General features: G+C 74.0%; 13 protein-coding genes. 3 read left to right on the top strand and 10 right to left on the bottom strand.

The features are described from left to right. Nucleotides 1-199: 199 nt before the first annotated feature. On the top strand, nt 200-1,732 hold the full coding sequence (locus DWV08_RS02440; protein ID WP_115412345.1) for a L,D-transpeptidase family protein: 1,533 nt from the start codon (nt 200-202) through the stop codon (nt 1,730-1,732). Between the two features lie 103 nt (nt 1,733-1,835). Here DWV08_RS02440 and truB read toward each other — a convergent pair whose 3' ends face one another. The 7 genes from truB to DWV08_RS02405 all read right to left on the bottom strand — a co-directional run bounded on the left by truB (nt 1,836) and on the right by DWV08_RS02405 (nt 9,572). Continuing rightward, nucleotides 1,836-2,789 (bottom strand): tRNA pseudouridine(55) synthase TruB, encoded by a 954-nt coding sequence (gene truB, locus DWV08_RS02435; RefSeq protein ID WP_115412344.1) that lies wholly within the window; start codon nt 2,787-2,789, stop codon nt 1,836-1,838. After that, entirely contained in the window at nt 2,786-3,286 is a 501-nt protein-coding gene (gene rbfA, locus DWV08_RS02430) for a 30S ribosome-binding factor RbfA (protein WP_115412343.1), read from the bottom strand. Before rbfA ends, truB begins: the two co-directional genes overlap by 4 nt. Beyond that, nucleotides 3,283-4,440, bottom strand: coding sequence for a TRM11 family SAM-dependent methyltransferase (locus DWV08_RS02425; RefSeq protein ID WP_115412342.1), 1,158 nt, complete (start codon nt 4,438-4,440; stop codon nt 3,283-3,285). The genes rbfA and DWV08_RS02425 overlap by 4 nt, the downstream gene beginning before the upstream one ends. 63 nt (nt 4,441-4,503) lie before the next feature. Next, nucleotides 4,504-7,425, bottom strand: a complete 2,922-nt coding sequence (gene infB, locus DWV08_RS02420; protein ID WP_115412341.1) for a translation initiation factor IF-2 — start codon at nt 7,423-7,425, stop codon at nt 4,504-4,506. A 95-nt stretch (nt 7,426-7,520) separates the two neighbouring features. Continuing rightward, nucleotides 7,521-7,826 (bottom strand): YlxR family protein, encoded by a 306-nt coding sequence (locus DWV08_RS02415; protein WP_115412340.1) that lies wholly within the window; start codon nt 7,824-7,826, stop codon nt 7,521-7,523. A gap of 140 nt (nt 7,827-7,966) precedes the next feature. Next, nucleotides 7,967-8,938 (bottom strand): transcription termination factor NusA, encoded by a 972-nt coding sequence (gene nusA / locus DWV08_RS02410; protein ID WP_420897508.1) that lies wholly within the window; start codon nt 8,936-8,938, stop codon nt 7,967-7,969. Between the two features lie 13 nt (nt 8,939-8,951). Further along, a complete protein-coding gene (locus DWV08_RS02405; protein ID WP_115412338.1) occupies nt 8,952-9,572 on the bottom strand; it encodes a ribosome maturation factor RimP in 621 nt (206 codons plus the stop codon). A gap of 127 nt (nt 9,573-9,699) precedes the next feature. Here DWV08_RS02405 and DWV08_RS02400 point away from each other — a divergent pair, with 127 nt between their 5' ends. Further along, entirely contained in the window at nt 9,700-10,770 is a 1,071-nt protein-coding gene (locus tag DWV08_RS02400) for a DUF4439 domain-containing protein (RefSeq protein ID WP_241237293.1), read from the top strand. Between the two features lie 33 nt (nt 10,771-10,803). On the opposite strand, the gene DWV08_RS02395 is transcribed toward DWV08_RS02400, so the two are convergent. Continuing rightward, nucleotides 10,804-12,588, bottom strand: a complete 1,785-nt coding sequence (locus DWV08_RS02395) for a proline--tRNA ligase (RefSeq protein ID WP_115412337.1) — start codon at nt 12,586-12,588, stop codon at nt 10,804-10,806. Between the two features lie 155 nt (nt 12,589-12,743). Here DWV08_RS02395 and DWV08_RS02390 point away from each other — a divergent pair, with 155 nt between their 5' ends. Further along, complete coding sequence (locus DWV08_RS02390) at nt 12,744-14,165, top strand: glycoside hydrolase family 15 protein (RefSeq protein WP_241237292.1); 1,422 nt, start codon at nt 12,744-12,746, stop codon at nt 14,163-14,165. A 34-nt stretch (nt 14,166-14,199) separates the two neighbouring features. Here the strand turns inward: DWV08_RS02390 and DWV08_RS02385 are convergent, their stop codons facing one another. Together DWV08_RS02385 and ispG are read right to left on the bottom strand one after the other, a co-directional pair. Next, nucleotides 14,200-15,096 carry a DUF4081 domain-containing GNAT family N-acetyltransferase gene (locus tag DWV08_RS02385; RefSeq protein ID WP_115412336.1) on the bottom strand — a complete coding sequence of 299 codons (897 nt, stop codon included), beginning with the start codon at nt 15,094-15,096 and terminating at the stop codon, nt 14,200-14,202. A 5-nt stretch (nt 15,097-15,101) separates the two neighbouring features. Next, nucleotides 15,102-16,262 carry a flavodoxin-dependent (E)-4-hydroxy-3-methylbut-2-enyl-diphosphate synthase gene (gene ispG / locus DWV08_RS02380; protein WP_115412335.1) on the bottom strand — a complete coding sequence of 387 codons (1,161 nt, stop codon included), beginning with the start codon at nt 16,260-16,262 and terminating at the stop codon, nt 15,102-15,104. Between the last annotated feature and the right edge of the window lie 65 nt (nt 16,263-16,327).

Below are 16,327 nucleotides of genomic sequence, written 5' to 3'. Positions count from 1 at the left end.
TCCACCCGTCGCGCGGATCTCCGGCGCCCGCGCCGACCGATGCCGCTTTGTGACGAAGCTCCGGCGCGCGGACATTTCCTGGGAAAAGCCCCTCCGTTATCCTGAGGGATGAGGCGGACCCGGGGGAGGGACCCTGCGCCCTCCCGCGCATTGGAGTAGCGGGGGAATCACGATGACCGCCGAGAACGGATCTGAACCCATGACGAACGTGACCGACTCGGCCGCGCTGGGCGGCCCGTCCAGGCCCACCGGTCGGCATGGCCGCCGGCGCGTGGCCCTGCTGATCGTGGCGATCGTGGCCGTGATCGCCGTGGTCCTCACGGGTGGCGCGCTCGCCTACGCCAAGCAGTTCGAGGGTCGCGCGCTCCCCGGCACCACCGTTCTCGGTCAGGACGTCGCAGGCCAGACCCCTGAGGAGATCGCCGCACTGGTCGCCGAGCGCGGCGAGGAGGTGACCGTCTCGGTCACGGCCGGGGAGAAGCAGCTCGAGGTGGGTCTCGAGGAGCTCGGAGTGTCGGTGGACGCCGCCGCCACCGCCCAGGCCGCCGTGGGGCGCGACGACTCCTTCGCCGACGTGATCGCCTCCACCTGGTCCGGCGAGCACGAGGTCTCACCCGTGGTCGCCGTGGACGAGGCGAGCACCGTGGCGTTCGCCAAGGGCCTGGTGCCCGAGGACCGCACCACCCCGGTGGATGCCGAGGTCACCTTCGACGAGGACTCGCAGACGTGGACCGCCGAGCCGGGCCGCAACGGCCAGGGCGTGGACCCGCAGCCCCTGGTCGACGCCGTCACCGCGCACGCCCCCACGCTCGAGAGCTTCAGCGTGGAGCAGCCCATCGAGGAGATCGCCCCCTCGATCACCACCGAGGAGGCGGAGGCGGTGGTCGCGGACATCGCCGCGCTGCTCGAGCAGCCGATGGCGATCGAGGGTCCGGACGGCGCCACCCATGAGGTCTCCTCCGAGCGCCGCAACGGCTGGATCTCCGTGGCCCCGGACGAGGCGGAGCAGACCCTCCGCATCGCCGTGGACGAGGACGCGGTGCGCGAGTGGGTCTCGACCGTCGCAGCGCAGGACGCCGTGGAGCCCGAGGACGGCATCGAGCAGGTGGACGAGGACGGCGAGGTGGTCAAGGTCGTCACCGAGAAGAAGGACGGCCTGAAGATCACCAACACGGACGCCGTCGCCGACCAGCTGATCGCCGCCCTCACGGGCACCACGCCCCTCGAGGCCGCTTTCGAGTCGACCACGGTGGAGGCGACGGTGGAGCAGGTCGACGCCCCCGCGCCCGCCGAGGAGGAGGACGAGGAGGACTCCGAGGAGTCCGCGGCCCCGCCCGCGAACCCCACCGGCGAGAAGTGGATCGACGTGGACCTCTCGGCGAAGACGGTCACCGCCTACGTGGGTGACACCCCCGTGTGGGGCCCCCGCGCCATGGTGGACGGCAAGGAGGGCTACGAGACCGTCACGGGCACCTACGAGATCTACCTGCGCTACGACCGGCAGGACATGACCAACGCGCCCTACTACCCCGAGGACCACCCGAAGTACTACTACACCCCGGACGTCCCCTGGGTGCAGTACTTCCATCGGGGCTACGGCTTCCACGGCGCGCCCTGGCGGTCCTCCTTCGGCTACTCCGGCTCCCACGGCTGCATCAACCTGCCCGTCTCGGATGCGAAGTGGCTGTACGACTGGGCGAGCATCGGCACCAAGACCGTCGTGCACTACTGAGCCCGACCCCCTCGCACGCACGGACGGGGCCCCTCCTGCGGGAGGGGCCCCGTCCGTGCGTGCACGGGGCGGATCGGCGTGCGGCAGCCGCGGGCGGGACGGCTCAGCAGCGCGCCTCGGGCGGCACCACGAGTCGGGGACGCCAAGCCCCGTCCTCCCGGGCGAGGATCGCGATCAGGCGGTCCCCGTCGTCGAGGGCGGCCACCGCTCCCCCGTCCTCGTCCTCGCGCGTCCCGGCCGCCGTGGCGCGGGCGGCAGGGTGCCGCGGGGCGTCCGAGCGGAGGCGGCGGCCGGTGCCGAGGGCCTCGGCCCCGGCGGCGTCCACCCGCAGCGAGGGCAGCACCGTCGCGGCGACGGCGCCGAGACCCTGCAGCGGCAGCGGGACGTCGTCCCCCTCCCCACGGGCGGGGACGTGCACCGCGTCCTCGGTCGCGAACGGTCCCACGGCGGTGCGGCGCAGCGCGGTGAGGTGCCCTCCCACGCCGAGCGCCGCGCCGAGGTCGCGGGCGAGGGCGCGCACGTAGGTGCCCGAGGAGCAGTCGATCACCACGTCCAGATCCAGGAACGGACCGTCCACGCGACGATCGGTGACCTCGAGACGGGAGATCGTCACCGGGCGGGGGTCGAGGGCGACCTCCTCCCCCGCGCGGGCACGGGCGTAGGCGCGCTTGCCGTCCACCTTGATCGCGCTCACCGTGGAGGGGACCTGGGCGATCCGTCCCCGCAGCGCGGCCAGGTGCGGGGCGAGATCCTCCGCGGTGAGGGCGGTGGCGTCGACCACCTCGCCGAGCGGCTCCCCCTCGCGATCATCCGTGGTGGTGGCGCGCCCCAGGCGGATCGTCGCCCGATACGTCTTGCCCAGGCCCACCAGGTAGGTGAGCAGGCGGGTGCCCTGGCCCACGCCCAGCACCAGCAGGCCGGTGGCCATCGGGTCCAGCGTGCCGGCGTGGCCCACCTTCTTGGTGCCCAGCAGCCAGCGGACGCGGGCCACCACGTCGTGGCTGGTGCGGTCCGGGGCCTTGTCGACCAGGAGGATCCCGTGCGGGGCGGGGCTCACGCCTGCTCGCGGGGGGAGTCGTCGCCCAGGTCCCGGTCCGCGGGGCCCTCGTCGTCGGCGTCGTCGAGCTCCTCCTCGCGGGGCTTGCGGTAGGGGTCGGCCTCGCCAGCGTAGGCGGCGCCGGCCTTGGCCTGCTCGAGCGCGGCGTCGCGGCCGCGCGCCTCGGTGAGGAGGTCCTCGATCACGCGGGCGTTCTCCGGCACGGCGTCGGCGATGAACTCGAGCGTGGGGGTGAGCCGCACGCCCGTCTGGCGGCCCACCTCGCGGCGGAGCATGCCGGTGGCGCTCTGCAGCGCCGCGGCGGTGCCCTCGCGCTCCTCCTCGGAGCCGAAGACGGTGTAGAACACGGTGGCGTGCTGCAGGTCGCCGCTGACCCGGGCGTCGGTGATCGTCACGAAACCGAGGCGGGGGTCCTTGACGCGGGTGTCGAGCATGGTCGCGACGATGACCTTGATGCGGTCGGCGAGCTTGAGGGCGCGGGGGTTGGTGTCGTTCATGGGGTGTCATCCTCCATTTCGGCGGCGAGGGCTGTGAGCTCCTCGGCGCAGGGGTGGTCGGTGGGGATCGCGAGCAGCACGTCGCGGTCGATCGAGGCGTCGACGCGGTGGCGGAAGGCGCCGTCGGCGCTGAGCAGGCGCAGGCCGTTCTCGGCGAGGACCTCGCGGGCGCTGTCGTGGTCCAGGGTGCGGCGGTTGACGGCCAGGGCGATCCCGCCGCCGGTGCGCAGAGCACGGCGCCAGCCGGAGGCCGCGCCCCGCAGCACCTCCAGCGGGGAGCGCTGCCAGGAGCCGCCGGCGCGGGAGCCGTGCTGGACCCCGTAGGGCAGATCGGCGACGAGCGCATCCACGGACGCCGCCGGGAGCAGCTCCCCCAGGCGCACCGTGTCGCAGCCCAGCAGGGTGAGGCGCTGCCCCTCGCCCCGGCGGAGGCTCTGCCGATCCGCGGCGAGCTCGGCGTCGGTGCGGGTGCCGAGCTGCTCCCCGCGCACCGTGAGGCGTGTGGAGGTCAGGGTGTGGGGCAGGCGATGGGTGCGCAGCCAGGTGCCGAGGAAGGTGCGGTGGGCCTCGACGTCCTTGGCGTCGATCTCCGCGCCCACGGGGCTGAGGCCCAGGCGCAGAGCCCGGTGCAGGGTGGTGCCCCGCCCGCACATCGGGTCCAGCAGCGACAGCGAGCCGTCCCAGAGACCGGCGCGACGGGTGGAGAGTGCTGCGGCGAGGTTGATCAGCAGCGCCGTGAACTGCTCATTGGTCTTGCCGGGGTACTTCTGGATGGTCTCGAGGTCCTCGGGGTGACACAGCACGGCGGGGAGGGCGCGGGGGCGCAGCAGAGGCTGCCCGGCCCCGTTCGCGGCGCCGCCGGCCGGGACGTCCTCCACCACGTCGAGCACCCCGAGGGTGCCGGAGAGGGTGGAGAGCAGGGCGTCGACCTCGTCCACGGCGGGGAGCGCCGCGCCCTCGCCGCCGGCGCGGGCCGTGGGGCGTCGCACCTCGAGGGAGTCCATCCCGGCGACGCTCCGCACGCGCACCGCGGGCACCGCGCCCAGGTGCGCCCCGAGCACCCAGCGGGCCTCCGCGATGCCGAGAGCCCCCGCGGCCTGCGCATAGACACGGTTGGCCGAGGGGGCGCGCAGGACGAGGGACACCTGGGTCATCGTGGTCTCCTCCCCCGCGGGTGAGGGCCGGGCGCCCGCGAGGGGCGCCCGGCCGCACCAGGATCAGCTGCGGGGCTTCTCCTGCATCTCATAGGTGGTGATGAGGTCCTCGAGCTGCAGATCGTTGTACGAGCCCAGGTTAATGCCGCACTCGTAGCCCTCGCGGACCTCGGTGACATCGTCCTTAAACCGGCGCAGACCCGCGATCTCGATGTTCTCCGCGATCACCGCACCCCGGCGGGTGATGCGCGCCTTCGTGCCGCGCTTGATGGTGCCGCTGCGCACGATGGAGCCGGCGATGTTGCCGAACTTGGAGGAGCGGAAGATCTCGCGGATCTCCGCCGAGCCCAGCTCGACCTCCTCGTACTCCGGCTTGAGCATGCCCTTGAGGGCCTGCTCGACCTCGTCGATCGCGTTGTAGATGACGCTGTAGTACTTGATCTCCACGCCCTCGCGGTCGGCGTAATCCGCGTTCAGGCCCTCGGCCCGCACGTTGTAGCCGATGATGACGGCGTCGGAGGCCACGGCGAGGTTGATGTTGTTCATCGTGATGGCGCCGACGCCGCGGTCGATGATGCGCAGATCCACGCCCTCCCCGACCTCGATGCCCAGCAGCGACTCCTCGAGGGCCTCGACCGCACCGGCGGCGTCGCCCTTGAGGATGAGGTTGAGGGTCTCGACCTTGCCCTCGGCCATGTGCTTGTTGATGTCCTCGAGGCTGATCCGCTTGCGGACCTTCGAGAGCGAGGCGGCGCGCTTGGCGGCCTCCCGCTTCTCGGCGATCTGGCGCGCGGTACGCTCGTCCTGGGCGACCAGGAAGGAGTCACCGGCGCCGGGCACCGAGGCGAGGCCCAGCACCTGGACCGGACGGGACGGGCCCGCCTCCTGGACGGTCTCGCCGTTCTCGTCGAGCATCGCACGGACGCGGCCGTGGCCGCTGCCGCACACGATCGCGTCGCCCACCCGCAGGGTGCCCTGCTGGACGAGCACGGTCGCGACCGGGCCGCGGCCCTTGTCGAGGTTGGCCTCGATGGCCACGCCGCGCGCGTCCTTGTCCGGGTTCGCCTCGAGCTCGAGGGCGGCGTCGGCGGTCAGCAGGACCGCCTCCAGCAGCGCCTCGATGTTGAGGTTCTCGCGGGCGGAGACGTCCACGAACATGGTCTCGCCGCCGTACTCCTCGGCGATCAGGTTGTACTCGGTGAGCTGCTGACGGATCTTCTCGGGATTCGCCTCGGGCTTGTCCACCTTGTTGACCGCGACCACGATCGGCACGTCCGCCGCCTGGGCGTGGTTGAGCGCCTCGATGGTCTGGGGCATCACGCCGTCATCGGCCGCGACCACGAGGATCGCGATGTCGGTGACGTCGGCACCACGGGCACGCATGGCGGTGAACGCCTCGTGGCCGGGGGTGTCGATGAAGGTGAGCGCGCGCTCTTCGCCCTCGTGCTCCACCCCGACCTGGTAGGCGCCGATGTGCTGGGTGATGCCGCCGGCCTCGCCCGCACCGACCTTCGCCTTCCGGATCGTGTCCAGCAGGCGGGTCTTGCCGTGGTCGACGTGACCCATCACGGTGACCACCGGCGGGCGCGGCAGGCGATCCTCCGCATCCTCCTCGGCGAGCTCGGCGTCGAGATCGATGTCGAACTGCTCGAGCAGCTCGCGCTCCTCGTCCTCCGGGGAGACGATCTCGATCTTGTAGCCCAGCTCCTCGCCCAGCAGGCCGAAGGTGTCCTCGTCCAGGGACTGGGTGGCGGTGGCCATCTCCCCCATCGCGAACATCACGGTGATCAGCGACGCCGGGTTGACGTCGATGCGATCGGCGAAATCGGAGAGGGACGCGCCGCGACGCAGCCGGATGGTCTGACCGTTGCCGCGCGGGATCGAGACGCCGCCCGGCGCGGGCGCCTGCTGCTGCTCGAACTCCTGGCGCTTCGCCCGCTTCGACTTGCGCGAGCGCGCCGGCTTGCCGCCGCGCCCGAAGGCGCCCTGCGTGCTGCCGCGACCGCCGCGGCCGCGGGGACCGCCGCCGCCACCGCCGACGGGGCCGCCGCCCGGACGACCGCCCGGGCCGGGACGACCGCCGCGGCCGCGACCGCCGCCGCCCTGGTTGGTCTCGGCGAGACCGCCGCTGGAGTGCTGGCGCATGATGCCCGGGGTGGGCATGCCGGGACGACCGCCGCCCGGACGCGCGGCGCCGCCGGAACGGGGCGCGCCGCCCTCACGGGGCGGACGACCGCCGCCCTGCTCGGCGCCGCCGGTGCCGCCGGCACCGCCGGGGCGGCCGGGACGCTGGCCCGGACGGGGCATACCCTGCGAGGTTGCGAACGGGTTGTTCCCGGGACGGGGACCGCCCTCGCCGCGCGGGGGACGACCGCCGCCCTGGCCCGGCTTGCGGGACCCGGGACGGGGCATGCCCTGGGCGCTGGCGAAGGGATTGTTGCCGGGACGCGCGCCGCCGGGGCGCGGTCCGGGGCGCTCGCCGCCCGGCTTCGGCGCGGACGGCTTCTCGGCACCCGGCTTGGGGGCGGAGGGCGTCTCGGCACCGGGCTTCGGGGCAGAGGGCCTCTCGGCTCCGGGCTTCGGTGCGGAGGGCTTCTCCGCGCCAGGCGTGGGGGTGGCCGGCTTCTCGGCACCGGGCTTCGGGGCGGAGGGCTTCTCCGCGTCCGGCGCCGGGGCGGCAGGCTTCTCCGGGGCCGGAGCCTGCGCAGGCTTCGCGGGCCCGGGCTTCTGGCCGGGCTTGGGTGCGGCACCGCCGGACTTGGGGCCTGCGGCGGGCGCGGACGGGGACCCGGCGCCGCCCTTGGGCGCGGGAGCTCCGGCTCCGCCCTTGGCGGGGAGCTCCTCGCGCAGCCGACGGGCTACCGGGGCTTCGATGGTCGAGGAGGCGGAGCGAACGAATTCGCCCATGTCCTGCAGCTTCTGCAGAACGACCTTGCTCGGGTGTCCGAGCTCCTTGGCGAGCTCGTGGACGCGGACCTTAGCCACATTTCTCCTGTCTCGGTCCGGCCGACAAGAGGGCTCGGACCACTAATTCCTGAAGGTGCTCATGGGTGAGTACTCATCGGATGTCCATGGTTCTTCTACCTGTTCCACGTGCGGGTGAAATCGGGATCCTCGAGCGACTGCGCGAGCAGTCCGGTGTCGACCGGTCCTCGGAAGGACCGCGCGACGCCGCCTCGCCGCAGGGCGAGGTCGAGGCACGATGCGTCGGGGTGGAGCCATGCGCCGCGACCGGGCGCCGACCGGGTGGGGTCGACGCGGACTCGCGGTGCGGATCCGTCGGGAGCGGGCTCCCGGACCAGACGCACCAGCTGGGCGCGCGGGGCCGCCTGGCGGCAGCCGACGCACGTGCGCTCGGGGTGGGAGCGGGAGGAGCGGGTGTCCATTCCTCCACCTCCGTTCCGAGCATCTCCGCCCGGGCAGCGGCTCGATCGGCGGGCGATGCGGGCCGCCCCGGGGCGAACAGCCTCCCCAGTGTAACGGACCTGCCGCGGAGCGACCTCAGCGGAGAGGCGTGGGACACACCTCAGACGGCGGGCTGCTCCGGGGCGCCCTCGGCGCGGATGTCGATCTTCCACCCCGTGAGCTTGGCGGCGAGGCGGGCGTTCTGCCCGTCCTTGCCGATGGCGAGGGAGAGCTGGTTGTCCGGTACCACCGCGCGGACCGCACGGCCCACCTCGTCGATGACGGTGACGCTGGAGACCTTCGCCGGCGAGAGCGCGTTGGTGACGAAGGTGGCCGGGTCCTCGTCGAAGTCAACGATGTCGATCTTCTCGCCGCCGAGCTCGTTCATCACCGAGCGCACCCGGGCACCCATCGGCCCGATGCAGGAGCCCTTCGCGTTCACACCCGCCACGGTGGCGCGCACCGCCATCTTGGTGCGATGCCCGGCCTCCCGGGCGAGCCCGGCGATCTCGACGGTGCCGTCGGCGACCTCGGGGACCTCGAGCGCGAACAGCCGGCGCACCAGGTTCGGGTGCGAGCGGGACAGGGTGATCTGGGGCCCCTTCGGGCCGCGGCGCGCCTCGGTGACGTAGGCGCGCAGGCGGCGTCCGTGGGAGTAGTCCTCCCCCGGCACGCGCTCGTGCGGCGGGAGCACCGCCTCCACCTCTCCGAGGTCCACCAGCACCATCCGCGGATCGCGGCCCTGCTGGATGATGCCGGAGACGATGTCGTCCGCCCGGTCGGCGTACTCGCCGAGCACCGCGTCGTCCTCGAGGTCGCGGATGCGCTGGAAGATCACCTGGCGGGCGGTGGAGGCGGCGACCCGGCCGAAGTTCTCCGGGGTGTCGTCCCACTCCTCGAGCACCGTGCCTCCGGCGTCGCGCTCGCGCGCGATCACCGCGACCTCGCCGGTGCTCTCGTCGATCAGCACCTCCGAGTCCCGCACCGGGTGGTCGGTGTGGAGGTAGGCGGCGTGGAGCGCCGAGCGGATCGCGTCCAGCAGGACGGGCAGGCTGATCTCGCGCTCGCGCTCGAGGGCCCGCAGGGCACCCATGTCGATGTCCATCTCAGCTCTCCTTCGTGGCGGCCGGCGCGGCCGCGGGGGTGGTGTCGTCGGGGTCGTCGGGGGCGGCCTCCGCCTCGGCGAGCAGCTGCTCGAGGTCGGCGGGCGGGTCGAACTCGACCTCCACCCGGGCGGAGTCGATTTCCTCGTGGGCGAGCCGCAGGTGCTCGGAGGTGCCCGCCGGCAGCTTCCGCGGGCGCCCGCGGTCGTCCCGGCCGGGCTCCTGCCGCAGCACCATCTCCTCGCCGTCCACGGCCAGGAGCCGGGCGCGCAGCGCGGTGCCGGCGGTCGTGGTCAGCGTGAGCAGCCGGCCGCGGGAGCGCCGGAAGTGCCGCAGGGCGGTGAGCTCGCGCTCCACGCCGGGTGTGGTGACCTCCAGCAGCACGGGGTCCGCGCCCAGCACCGCGTCGTCGGCGTCCACCGCCTCGGAGAGCTCGCGGGAGGCCTCGGCGACGGTGTCCAGATCGGCGCTGCCCAGCTGGTCCTCGGGGAGGTCCACGACCAGCCGCACCTGCGGCATCCCGCCGCCGCGCCGGATCTCGACCTCCTCGAGCACCAGCCCGTGGCCCGCCAGGACCCTCGTGGCCGTCTCCCGCAGGATGGTCTGGTCCTCGAGTGCGCTCATGGGCCGCTCGCCTCCTGCCGGTATGGGTGCCTGTGGTGCCCGGGGCGCGCCCCGGAGCAGTGCGTCCAGGATAGTGGTCGCGCGGGCTCCGCGCTCCCGCGCACGCCTGCGATGCGAGAATCCTCCTGTGATCCGTCCCGCCCCCGGCCCCCGTCGCGCCCCGATGCTCCGTCGGCGCGCCCTGCTCGGCGCCGTGGCCGTCGGCGCGCTGTCGCTGGCGGGCTGCGGACGGGTCGCTCTGGGCGGACCGGAGCCGTACACCCCTCCCCCGCCGGGGATCGACGATCTGTACCGCGCCGATCTGCTCGCCGCGCTCGACCGGGCCGCGGCGGGGTCGCGCACCGTGCAGGCGGACGTCGCCGCGGCGGCGGACCCGGCCGTCGCGGTGACGCTCGCCGACCTCGTGCGGGTGCTGCCCGTGCACCGGACCGCTCTGCTCACCGGCGCCCAGATCGAGGCGGAGCGGGACTCGGCCGCGGAGGCGTCCGAGGAGCCCACCGCCTCCGCTCCGCCCCCGGAGGCGCCGACGGATGCGGCCTCGCTGCTCGCGACGCTGGTGGAGCTGCGGGATCTCGCGGCCGACGCGGCCCGGCAGGTCTCGGGCTCCCTCGCCCGCCCGGTCGCGGCGATCGCCGCCCGTACCGCCTGGAGCGTCCTGCGGCTCCGGGACAGCGTGGACGACGCCGAGGTCCCGCTCTCGCCGGCCGCCGAGGACCTGCAGCCACGGCGCGAGGTGCCCGCCGCCGACCCTCCCTCGATCGGGGCGGAGTCCGACTACCGCGCGAGCATCGAGCGGGCGCAGCGCGCGCAGTGGTACGGCGGGTACCTCCACGAGGTGCTGGCCGCCCGCACCGAGGACGAGGTCCGGGAGGGACACCTCGACCGGGCCGAGCTCCATCGAGCGCGCGCCGAGGAGCTCTCCCGGATCGCGGAGGAGGACGGCGCCCCGGTGGTGGCGCGTCAGGCGGTGTACGCGATCCCCGGCGGCACCCTCGACGAGGAGACCGCCGCACAGCTGCCCACCCTGCTCGCGCAGGAGCTGCTGCTCGACCACCTGGCCCTGGTGGGCGCCGCTCCCTTCGAGCGCCGCCCGCTGCCGATCGCCGCCGCCCTGCAGGAGGCGGAGACCCTGGCGCCGCTCGTGGACGCCATGGACGAGCTGCCCGGCCTGGTGGTGGAGGAGGAGCCGGCGGGCTGACCGGGACGGGCCCTGCCGGCCCCTCCCCGGGGATCAGGCGCCGCGCACCTCGGCGACCACGGCCTCGACGATCTCCTGCGGGGACAGCTCCCGGATCTCCCCGGAAACACGGTCACGCAGCTCGACGGTCCCGGAGGCGAGACCTCGACCGATCACCACGGAGGTGGGCACGCCCAGCAGCTCGGAGTCCTTGAACTTCACGCCCGGGGACACCTTGGGCCGGTCGTCGTAGAGCACCTCGATGCCGCGGCCCTCGAGCTCCGCGGCGATCCGCTCGGCCTCGTCGAACACCTCCTGGCCCTTGCCGGTGGCGACGATGTGCACGTCCGCGGGGGCGAGCGCGCGCGGCCAGCACAGCCCCTTCTCGTCGTGGTTCAGCTCCGCGATCGCGGCCACCGCGCGGGTGACCCCGATGCCGTAGGAGCCCATGGTCACCACGGCCGCCTTGCCGTTCTCGTCGAGCACCGTGAGGTCCAGCGCCTCCGCGTACTTGCGGCCCAGCTGGAAGATGTGGCCCATCTCCATGCCGCGGGTCAGGCGCAGCGGACCGGAGCCGTCCGGGGCGGGGTCGCCGTCGCGCACCTCGGCCGCCTCGATGGTGCCGTCGGCGGTGAAGTCCCGGCCGAACACGAGGTCGTACACGTGCTTGCCGGCCTCGCCGGCGCCGGCCACCCAGGAGCTGCCGGGCACCACGCGCGGGTCCACCAGGTAGCGGATCCCGGAGTCGGAGTCGAGGCCCAGTCCCGCAGGGCCGATGTAGCCCTTGGCGAGCACCGGATGGCGGGCGAAGTCCGCGTCGGTGAAGGGCGCGGCGACGGCCGGGGAGAGCGCGGCCTCCAGGCGCTTGGGGTCCACCTCCCTGTCCCCGGGCACCGCGATCACCAGCGGCTCCGTGCTGCCGTCGGGGTGGGTGAGCAGATAGACGAGGTGCTTGAGCATCTCGTAGCGGGTCCACGAGCCGTCCTCCGCGACGGGGCCACGGCCCGGGAACGCCTGGTTGGAGAAGTCGGTGAGCGCCGCGATGGTGTTCGCGCCGGGGGTGTCCTCGACGTGCATCGCCGGCAGCGCCGCGATCGCGGCCTCGTCCAGCGCGGGCGGGGGCAGCGTCTCGACGGCCTCGACGTTCGCGGCGTACCCGCCGTCGGAGACCACGAAGGTGTCCTCGCCCACCTCGGTGGGGTGGAGGAACTCCTCGGAGCGGGAGCCGCCCATCGCGCCCGCATCGGCGCGGCAGATCACGGTGGGCAGGCCCAGCCGGTCGAAAGTGCGCTGGTAGGCGCCGCGCTGCTTCTCGTAGGAGGCGTCCAGCCCGGCGTCGGTGGCGTCGAAGGAGTAGGCGTCCTTCATGATGAACTCGCGGGTGCGCAGCAGGCCGGCGCGGGGCCGCGCCTCGTCGCGGTACTTCGACTGGATCTGGTACAGCATCGTGGGCAGATCCTTGTAGGAGGAGAAGAGGTCCTTCACCGCCAGGGTGAACATCTCCTCGTGGGTGGGGGCGAGGAGGTAGTCGTCCTGTCGGCGGTCCTGCAGGCGGAACAGGTTCGGGCCGTAGTCCTCCCAGCGGCCGGTGCGCTCGTAGGGCTCGCGCGGCTGGAGGGCGGAGAAGAGCACCTCCTGGCCGCCGATCGCGTCCTGCTCCTCGCGCACGATCTGCTCGACCTTGCGCAGCACCTTCAGCCCGAGCGGCAGCCAGGTGTACACCCCGGCGGCGCTGCGGCGGATGCAGCCCGCGCGCACCAGCAGCCTGTGGCTGGCCACCTCGGCGTCGGCCGGGTCCTCCCGCAGGGTGCGGACGAACGACGAGGACAGACGGATCATGGAGCAGGCCTTTCACACAGGGCGGTTCGGGGCGGGGCCACCGGGGCACGCGCGCGCCCATCGTACTGGTCGCGGCGCCGTGGAGCCGTCCCGTCGACGCGGCGGACGCCACCACCCCCACGCGGCCGACGCACCGGGCTCGGTACCCTGGGGCGATGCAGCGGCGAGCGCAGCAGGACCCCCAGGCCCCCGGCACCCCGGGAGGGGACGCCGCGCCCCGCGCCGGCGCCGCGCGGCGCAGCGTGCTGCGCGGGGCAGGGGCTCTGGCCGTGCTCGGCGCGGCCGGGGCGGGCGGGGTCGGCGCGCACCGGCGGCTGCGCCCGGAGCCCGCCTCGCCGGCGGAGATCCCGCTCTGGTCGCAGACCGTGGCCTTCACCGCCGCGGGACGGCGACAGCTGGTGGGCGGCCGCGCCGCCCCGCTCGCCCTCACCCCGGGCACGCGGCTCGCCGCGGAGCTGCCCGACGACGCCCCGGTGCGCGCCCGGGCGCGCGCGTTCCTCGACGCCACGGCGCCGTGGCGGGACCATCTCGCCCGTGCCGGCGGGGGCTCCGATCCGTGGCCGGACCTGGCCCGCTCCGCTCTGCTGGATCTCTGGGTGCTCGGCGAGGGACTCCCGGCCCCGGTGGCCGGCTGGAGCCCGTCCTGGCGGTACATCTGGCCCCGCGACGCCGCGTTCTGCGCCGTCGCCCTGGCCCGCGTCGGCCACCCGGCGCGCGCCCTCGCCGTGCTCGAGCACCTGCAGTCGGTGCAGGCCGACGACGGCTGGTTCCAGGCCCGGTACGACCCGTGGACCGGGCGCGCCCCGGACCGTCGGCCGCGACAGTTCGACGGGACCGGGCTGGTGCTGTGGGCCTGCGCGGAGGTGGCCGAGCACGCCGGTGCGACGAGCACCGGGACGGAGACGGGCGACGACGCGGTGCCCACGACGCGCGGCCGGATCGTCGAGCGGCTCACGGCGCTGATCGGGAGATCGTCGGGCGCGCTGCACGCCGCCACCCGCGGCGGCGCCGTGCTGCCGCCGGTCTCCCCCGACTACTGGGAGACGCGCGAGCGCTCGGTGACGCTGGGCAGCATGGCCGCGACGCTGACGGGACTGCGCGCGGGGGCGCTGCTGACCGGGACCGACTCGGCGCACCGGGCGGCAGAGACGTTCACCGCGCTGCTGGAGGGCACCTTCGGGGCCACCGGGTACCAGCGGTACCGCGCCGGGGGCGGTGCCGACTCCGCGCTCGCCCTGCTCGACGCCACCGGATGCCACGGCGTGGCCCCGCGGGCGCGTCTGCGCGCCCTGCGGCACGAGCTGGCCCGGCCCGGCGGCGGCATCACCCCCGGCGCGGCCTGGCGCGAGGACGGGGTGAGCTGGACGCCGTCCACCAGCCTGCTGGGCCTCGCCCTCGCCCGCAGCGGGCATCGCGACGACGCCTCCGAGATCCTCCGGTGGGTGGCGGCGCACCGCACCGAGGCCGGGTCCCTGCCCGAGAAGGTGCTGCACGACGGCCGGCCCGCCGAGGTGGCACCGCTGGCCTGGACCGCCGCGAACGTGCTGCTCGCGCTCGACGAGCTGGCGCACGCCTGACCGCGGGCGGGCCGGCGCTCCGCTCAGAAGAGGCTCAGAAGAGGAGGGTGGCGAGCTCGCCCACCTGTGTGAACCCTGCGGCGGCGTAGGCGCGGCGCGCGGGCTCGTTGAAGTCGTTGACGTAGAGGGAGACCTGCGGCGCGTGATCGCGACGCACCTGCCGCACCAGCTCGGTCATCCCCGCACGCCCCAGACCGCGACCGCGCAGATCGGGTCGCACCCACACGCCGTGGATCTGGGCGACCGGACCGAACAGCGCCCCCACATCCGCCTTGAACAGCACCTCGCCGTGCTCGATCACCACGTAGGTGCGACGGCGACGGATCAGCTCGCCCACCCTGGCCCGGTAGGATCTTCCGCCGTCCCCGGCCAGCGGATCCACGCCCACCTCCTCGCGGAACATCGCCACTGCCGCCGGGAACACCGCCTCCTCCTCCCCCGGGAGGGCGGGGCGCAGTCGCGCTCCGCCGGCGCCCGGGCCGACGGTGCGCGTCCCCGCTGCGCTCGAGGCGCCGACGCCGGTGCCCGCCGGCGGCTCCTCGGCCTGCAGCAGCGGCTGGCTCCAGCGGTGCTCGCGCACCTCGGACTCCCACAGCGGCGCCAGATGCTCCCACAGCTGCTCGACCGCGCGCCGATCCCCCACCACCGAGCTGCAGCGCCGGGAGCGGGAGGCCTGCTGCCGGCCCAGCTCCGCGATCGCCTGCGGGGTGGCCGAGAGCGGCGAGAGATTCACGCCGTGCCACAGCAGGCCCTCGGGCCGCTGCTCCTCGCCCACCATCGAGAACTCCTGGGACAGCGCGGCGCTGCGGGACAGCTCCCGCAGGCGGGCTCCCGCCAGGGCGTTGACCGCCGGCGCGGTGAGGGCGAGGGCGAGGGCGGCGTCGTAGCCCGTGGAGCGGACCGCTCGGACCCGCCCTCCGCGCCGGAACATCGAGGTCAGCTCACGGAGACCGACGGGGCGCCGCCGGCGGGCACGTCCTCGCCCATCTCCGCGGCGATCCGGTTGGCCTCGGCCAGGAGGGTCTCGACGATGTCCGCCTCGGGGACGGTCTTGATGACCTCGCCCTTGACGAAGATCTGCCCCTTGCCGTTGCCGGAGGCGACGCCGAGATCGGCCTCGCGGGCCTCGCCCGGGCCGTTGACGACGCAGCCCATCACGGCCACGCGCAGCGGCACCTCGAGGTGCTTGAGGCCCTCGGTGACCTTGTCCGCGAGGGTGTAGACGTCCACCTGGGCCCGGCCGCAGGAGGGGCAGGAGACGATGTCGAGCTTGCGGGGCTTGAGGTTCAGCGACTGCAGGATCTGGTTGCCCACCTTGACCTCCTCCACCGGCGGGGCGGAGAGGGAGACGCGGATGGTGTCGCCGATGCCCTCGCCCAGCAGGATGCCGAAGGCGACGGAGGACTTGATGGTGCCCTGGAAGGCGGGCCCCGCCTCGGTGACGCCCAGGTGCAGCGGCCAGTCGCCCTCCTCGGAGAGCTGGCGGTACGCCTCGACCATGATGATCGGGTCGTTGTGCTTCACGGAGATCCCGAAGTCGTGGAAGCCGTGCTCCTCGAACAGGGAGGCCTCCCACTTGGCGGAGGCCACCAGCGCCTCCGGGGTGACGCGGTCGCCGGTCATCATGCGCTGGTCGATGCTGCCGGCGTTCACGCCGATCCGCAGGGCGGTGCCGTGGTCCTTCGCGGCCTGTGCGATGTCCTTCACCTGGTCGTCGAAGCGGCGGATGTTGCCGGGGTTCACGCGCACGCCCGCACAGCCCGCCTCGATCGCGGCGAAGACGTACTTGGGCTGGAAGTGGATGTCGGCGATCACCGGGATCGGGGACTTCGCGGCGATCGCCACCAGCGCGTCCGCATCCTCCTGGCGCGGGCAGGCCACGCGCACGATGTCGCAGCCCGCGGCGGTGAGCTCGGCGATCTGCTGCAGGGTCGCGTTGATGTCGTGGGTGGGGGTGGTGGTCATCGACTGCACCGTGATCGGCGCGTCGCCGCCCACGTACAGGTCTCCGAGCTTGACCTTGCGGGTCTTCCGCCGGGGGGCGAGCACCGGCGGCGGCTGCTTGACGGACGGGATACCCAGGCTCACAGAAGTCACCCCCTCATTATGGACTCCCGGCGGGGGCGGGGGGAGGGAACGTGGCCCACCTCCACTGCTCCTGC

Origin of the sequence: Brachybacterium saurashtrense (assembly GCF_003355475.1) — a bacterium.
GTDB lineage: Bacteria > Actinomycetota > Actinomycetes > Actinomycetales > Dermabacteraceae > Brachybacterium > Brachybacterium saurashtrense.
The sequence above is the reverse complement of the archived record's forward strand: the minus strand, read 5'-3'. Positions and strand labels throughout refer to the sequence as shown.

Bases quoted from the DNA above. Each gene is read 5' to 3' on its own strand.
- DWV08_RS02440 (WP_115412345.1), top strand. From the start codon at position 200: ATGACGAACGTGACCGACTCGGCCGCGCTGGGCGGCCCGTCCAGGCCC.
- rbfA (WP_115412343.1), bottom strand. From the start codon at position 3,286: ATGAACGACACCAACCCCCGCGCCCTCAAGCTCGCCGACCGCATCAAG.
- DWV08_RS02425 (WP_115412342.1), bottom strand. From the start codon at position 4,440: ATGACCCAGGTGTCCCTCGTCCTGCGCGCCCCCTCGGCCAACCGTGTC.
- DWV08_RS02415 (WP_115412340.1), bottom strand. From the start codon at position 7,826: ATGGACACCCGCTCCTCCCGCTCCCACCCCGAGCGCACGTGCGTCGGC.
- nusA (WP_420897508.1), bottom strand. From the start codon at position 8,938: ATGGGTGCCCTGCGGGCCCTCGAGCGCGAGCGCGAGATCAGCCTGCCC.
- DWV08_RS02405 (WP_115412338.1), bottom strand. From the start codon at position 9,572: ATGAGCGCACTCGAGGACCAGACCATCCTGCGGGAGACGGCCACGAGG.
- DWV08_RS02395 (WP_115412337.1), bottom strand. From the start codon at position 12,588: ATGATCCGTCTGTCCTCGTCGTTCGTCCGCACCCTGCGGGAGGACCCG.
- DWV08_RS02390 (WP_241237292.1), top strand. From the start codon at position 12,744: ATGCAGCGGCGAGCGCAGCAGGACCCCCAGGCCCCCGGCACCCCGGGA.
- DWV08_RS02385 (WP_115412336.1), bottom strand. From the start codon at position 15,096: ATGTTCCGGCGCGGAGGGCGGGTCCGAGCGGTCCGCTCCACGGGCTAC.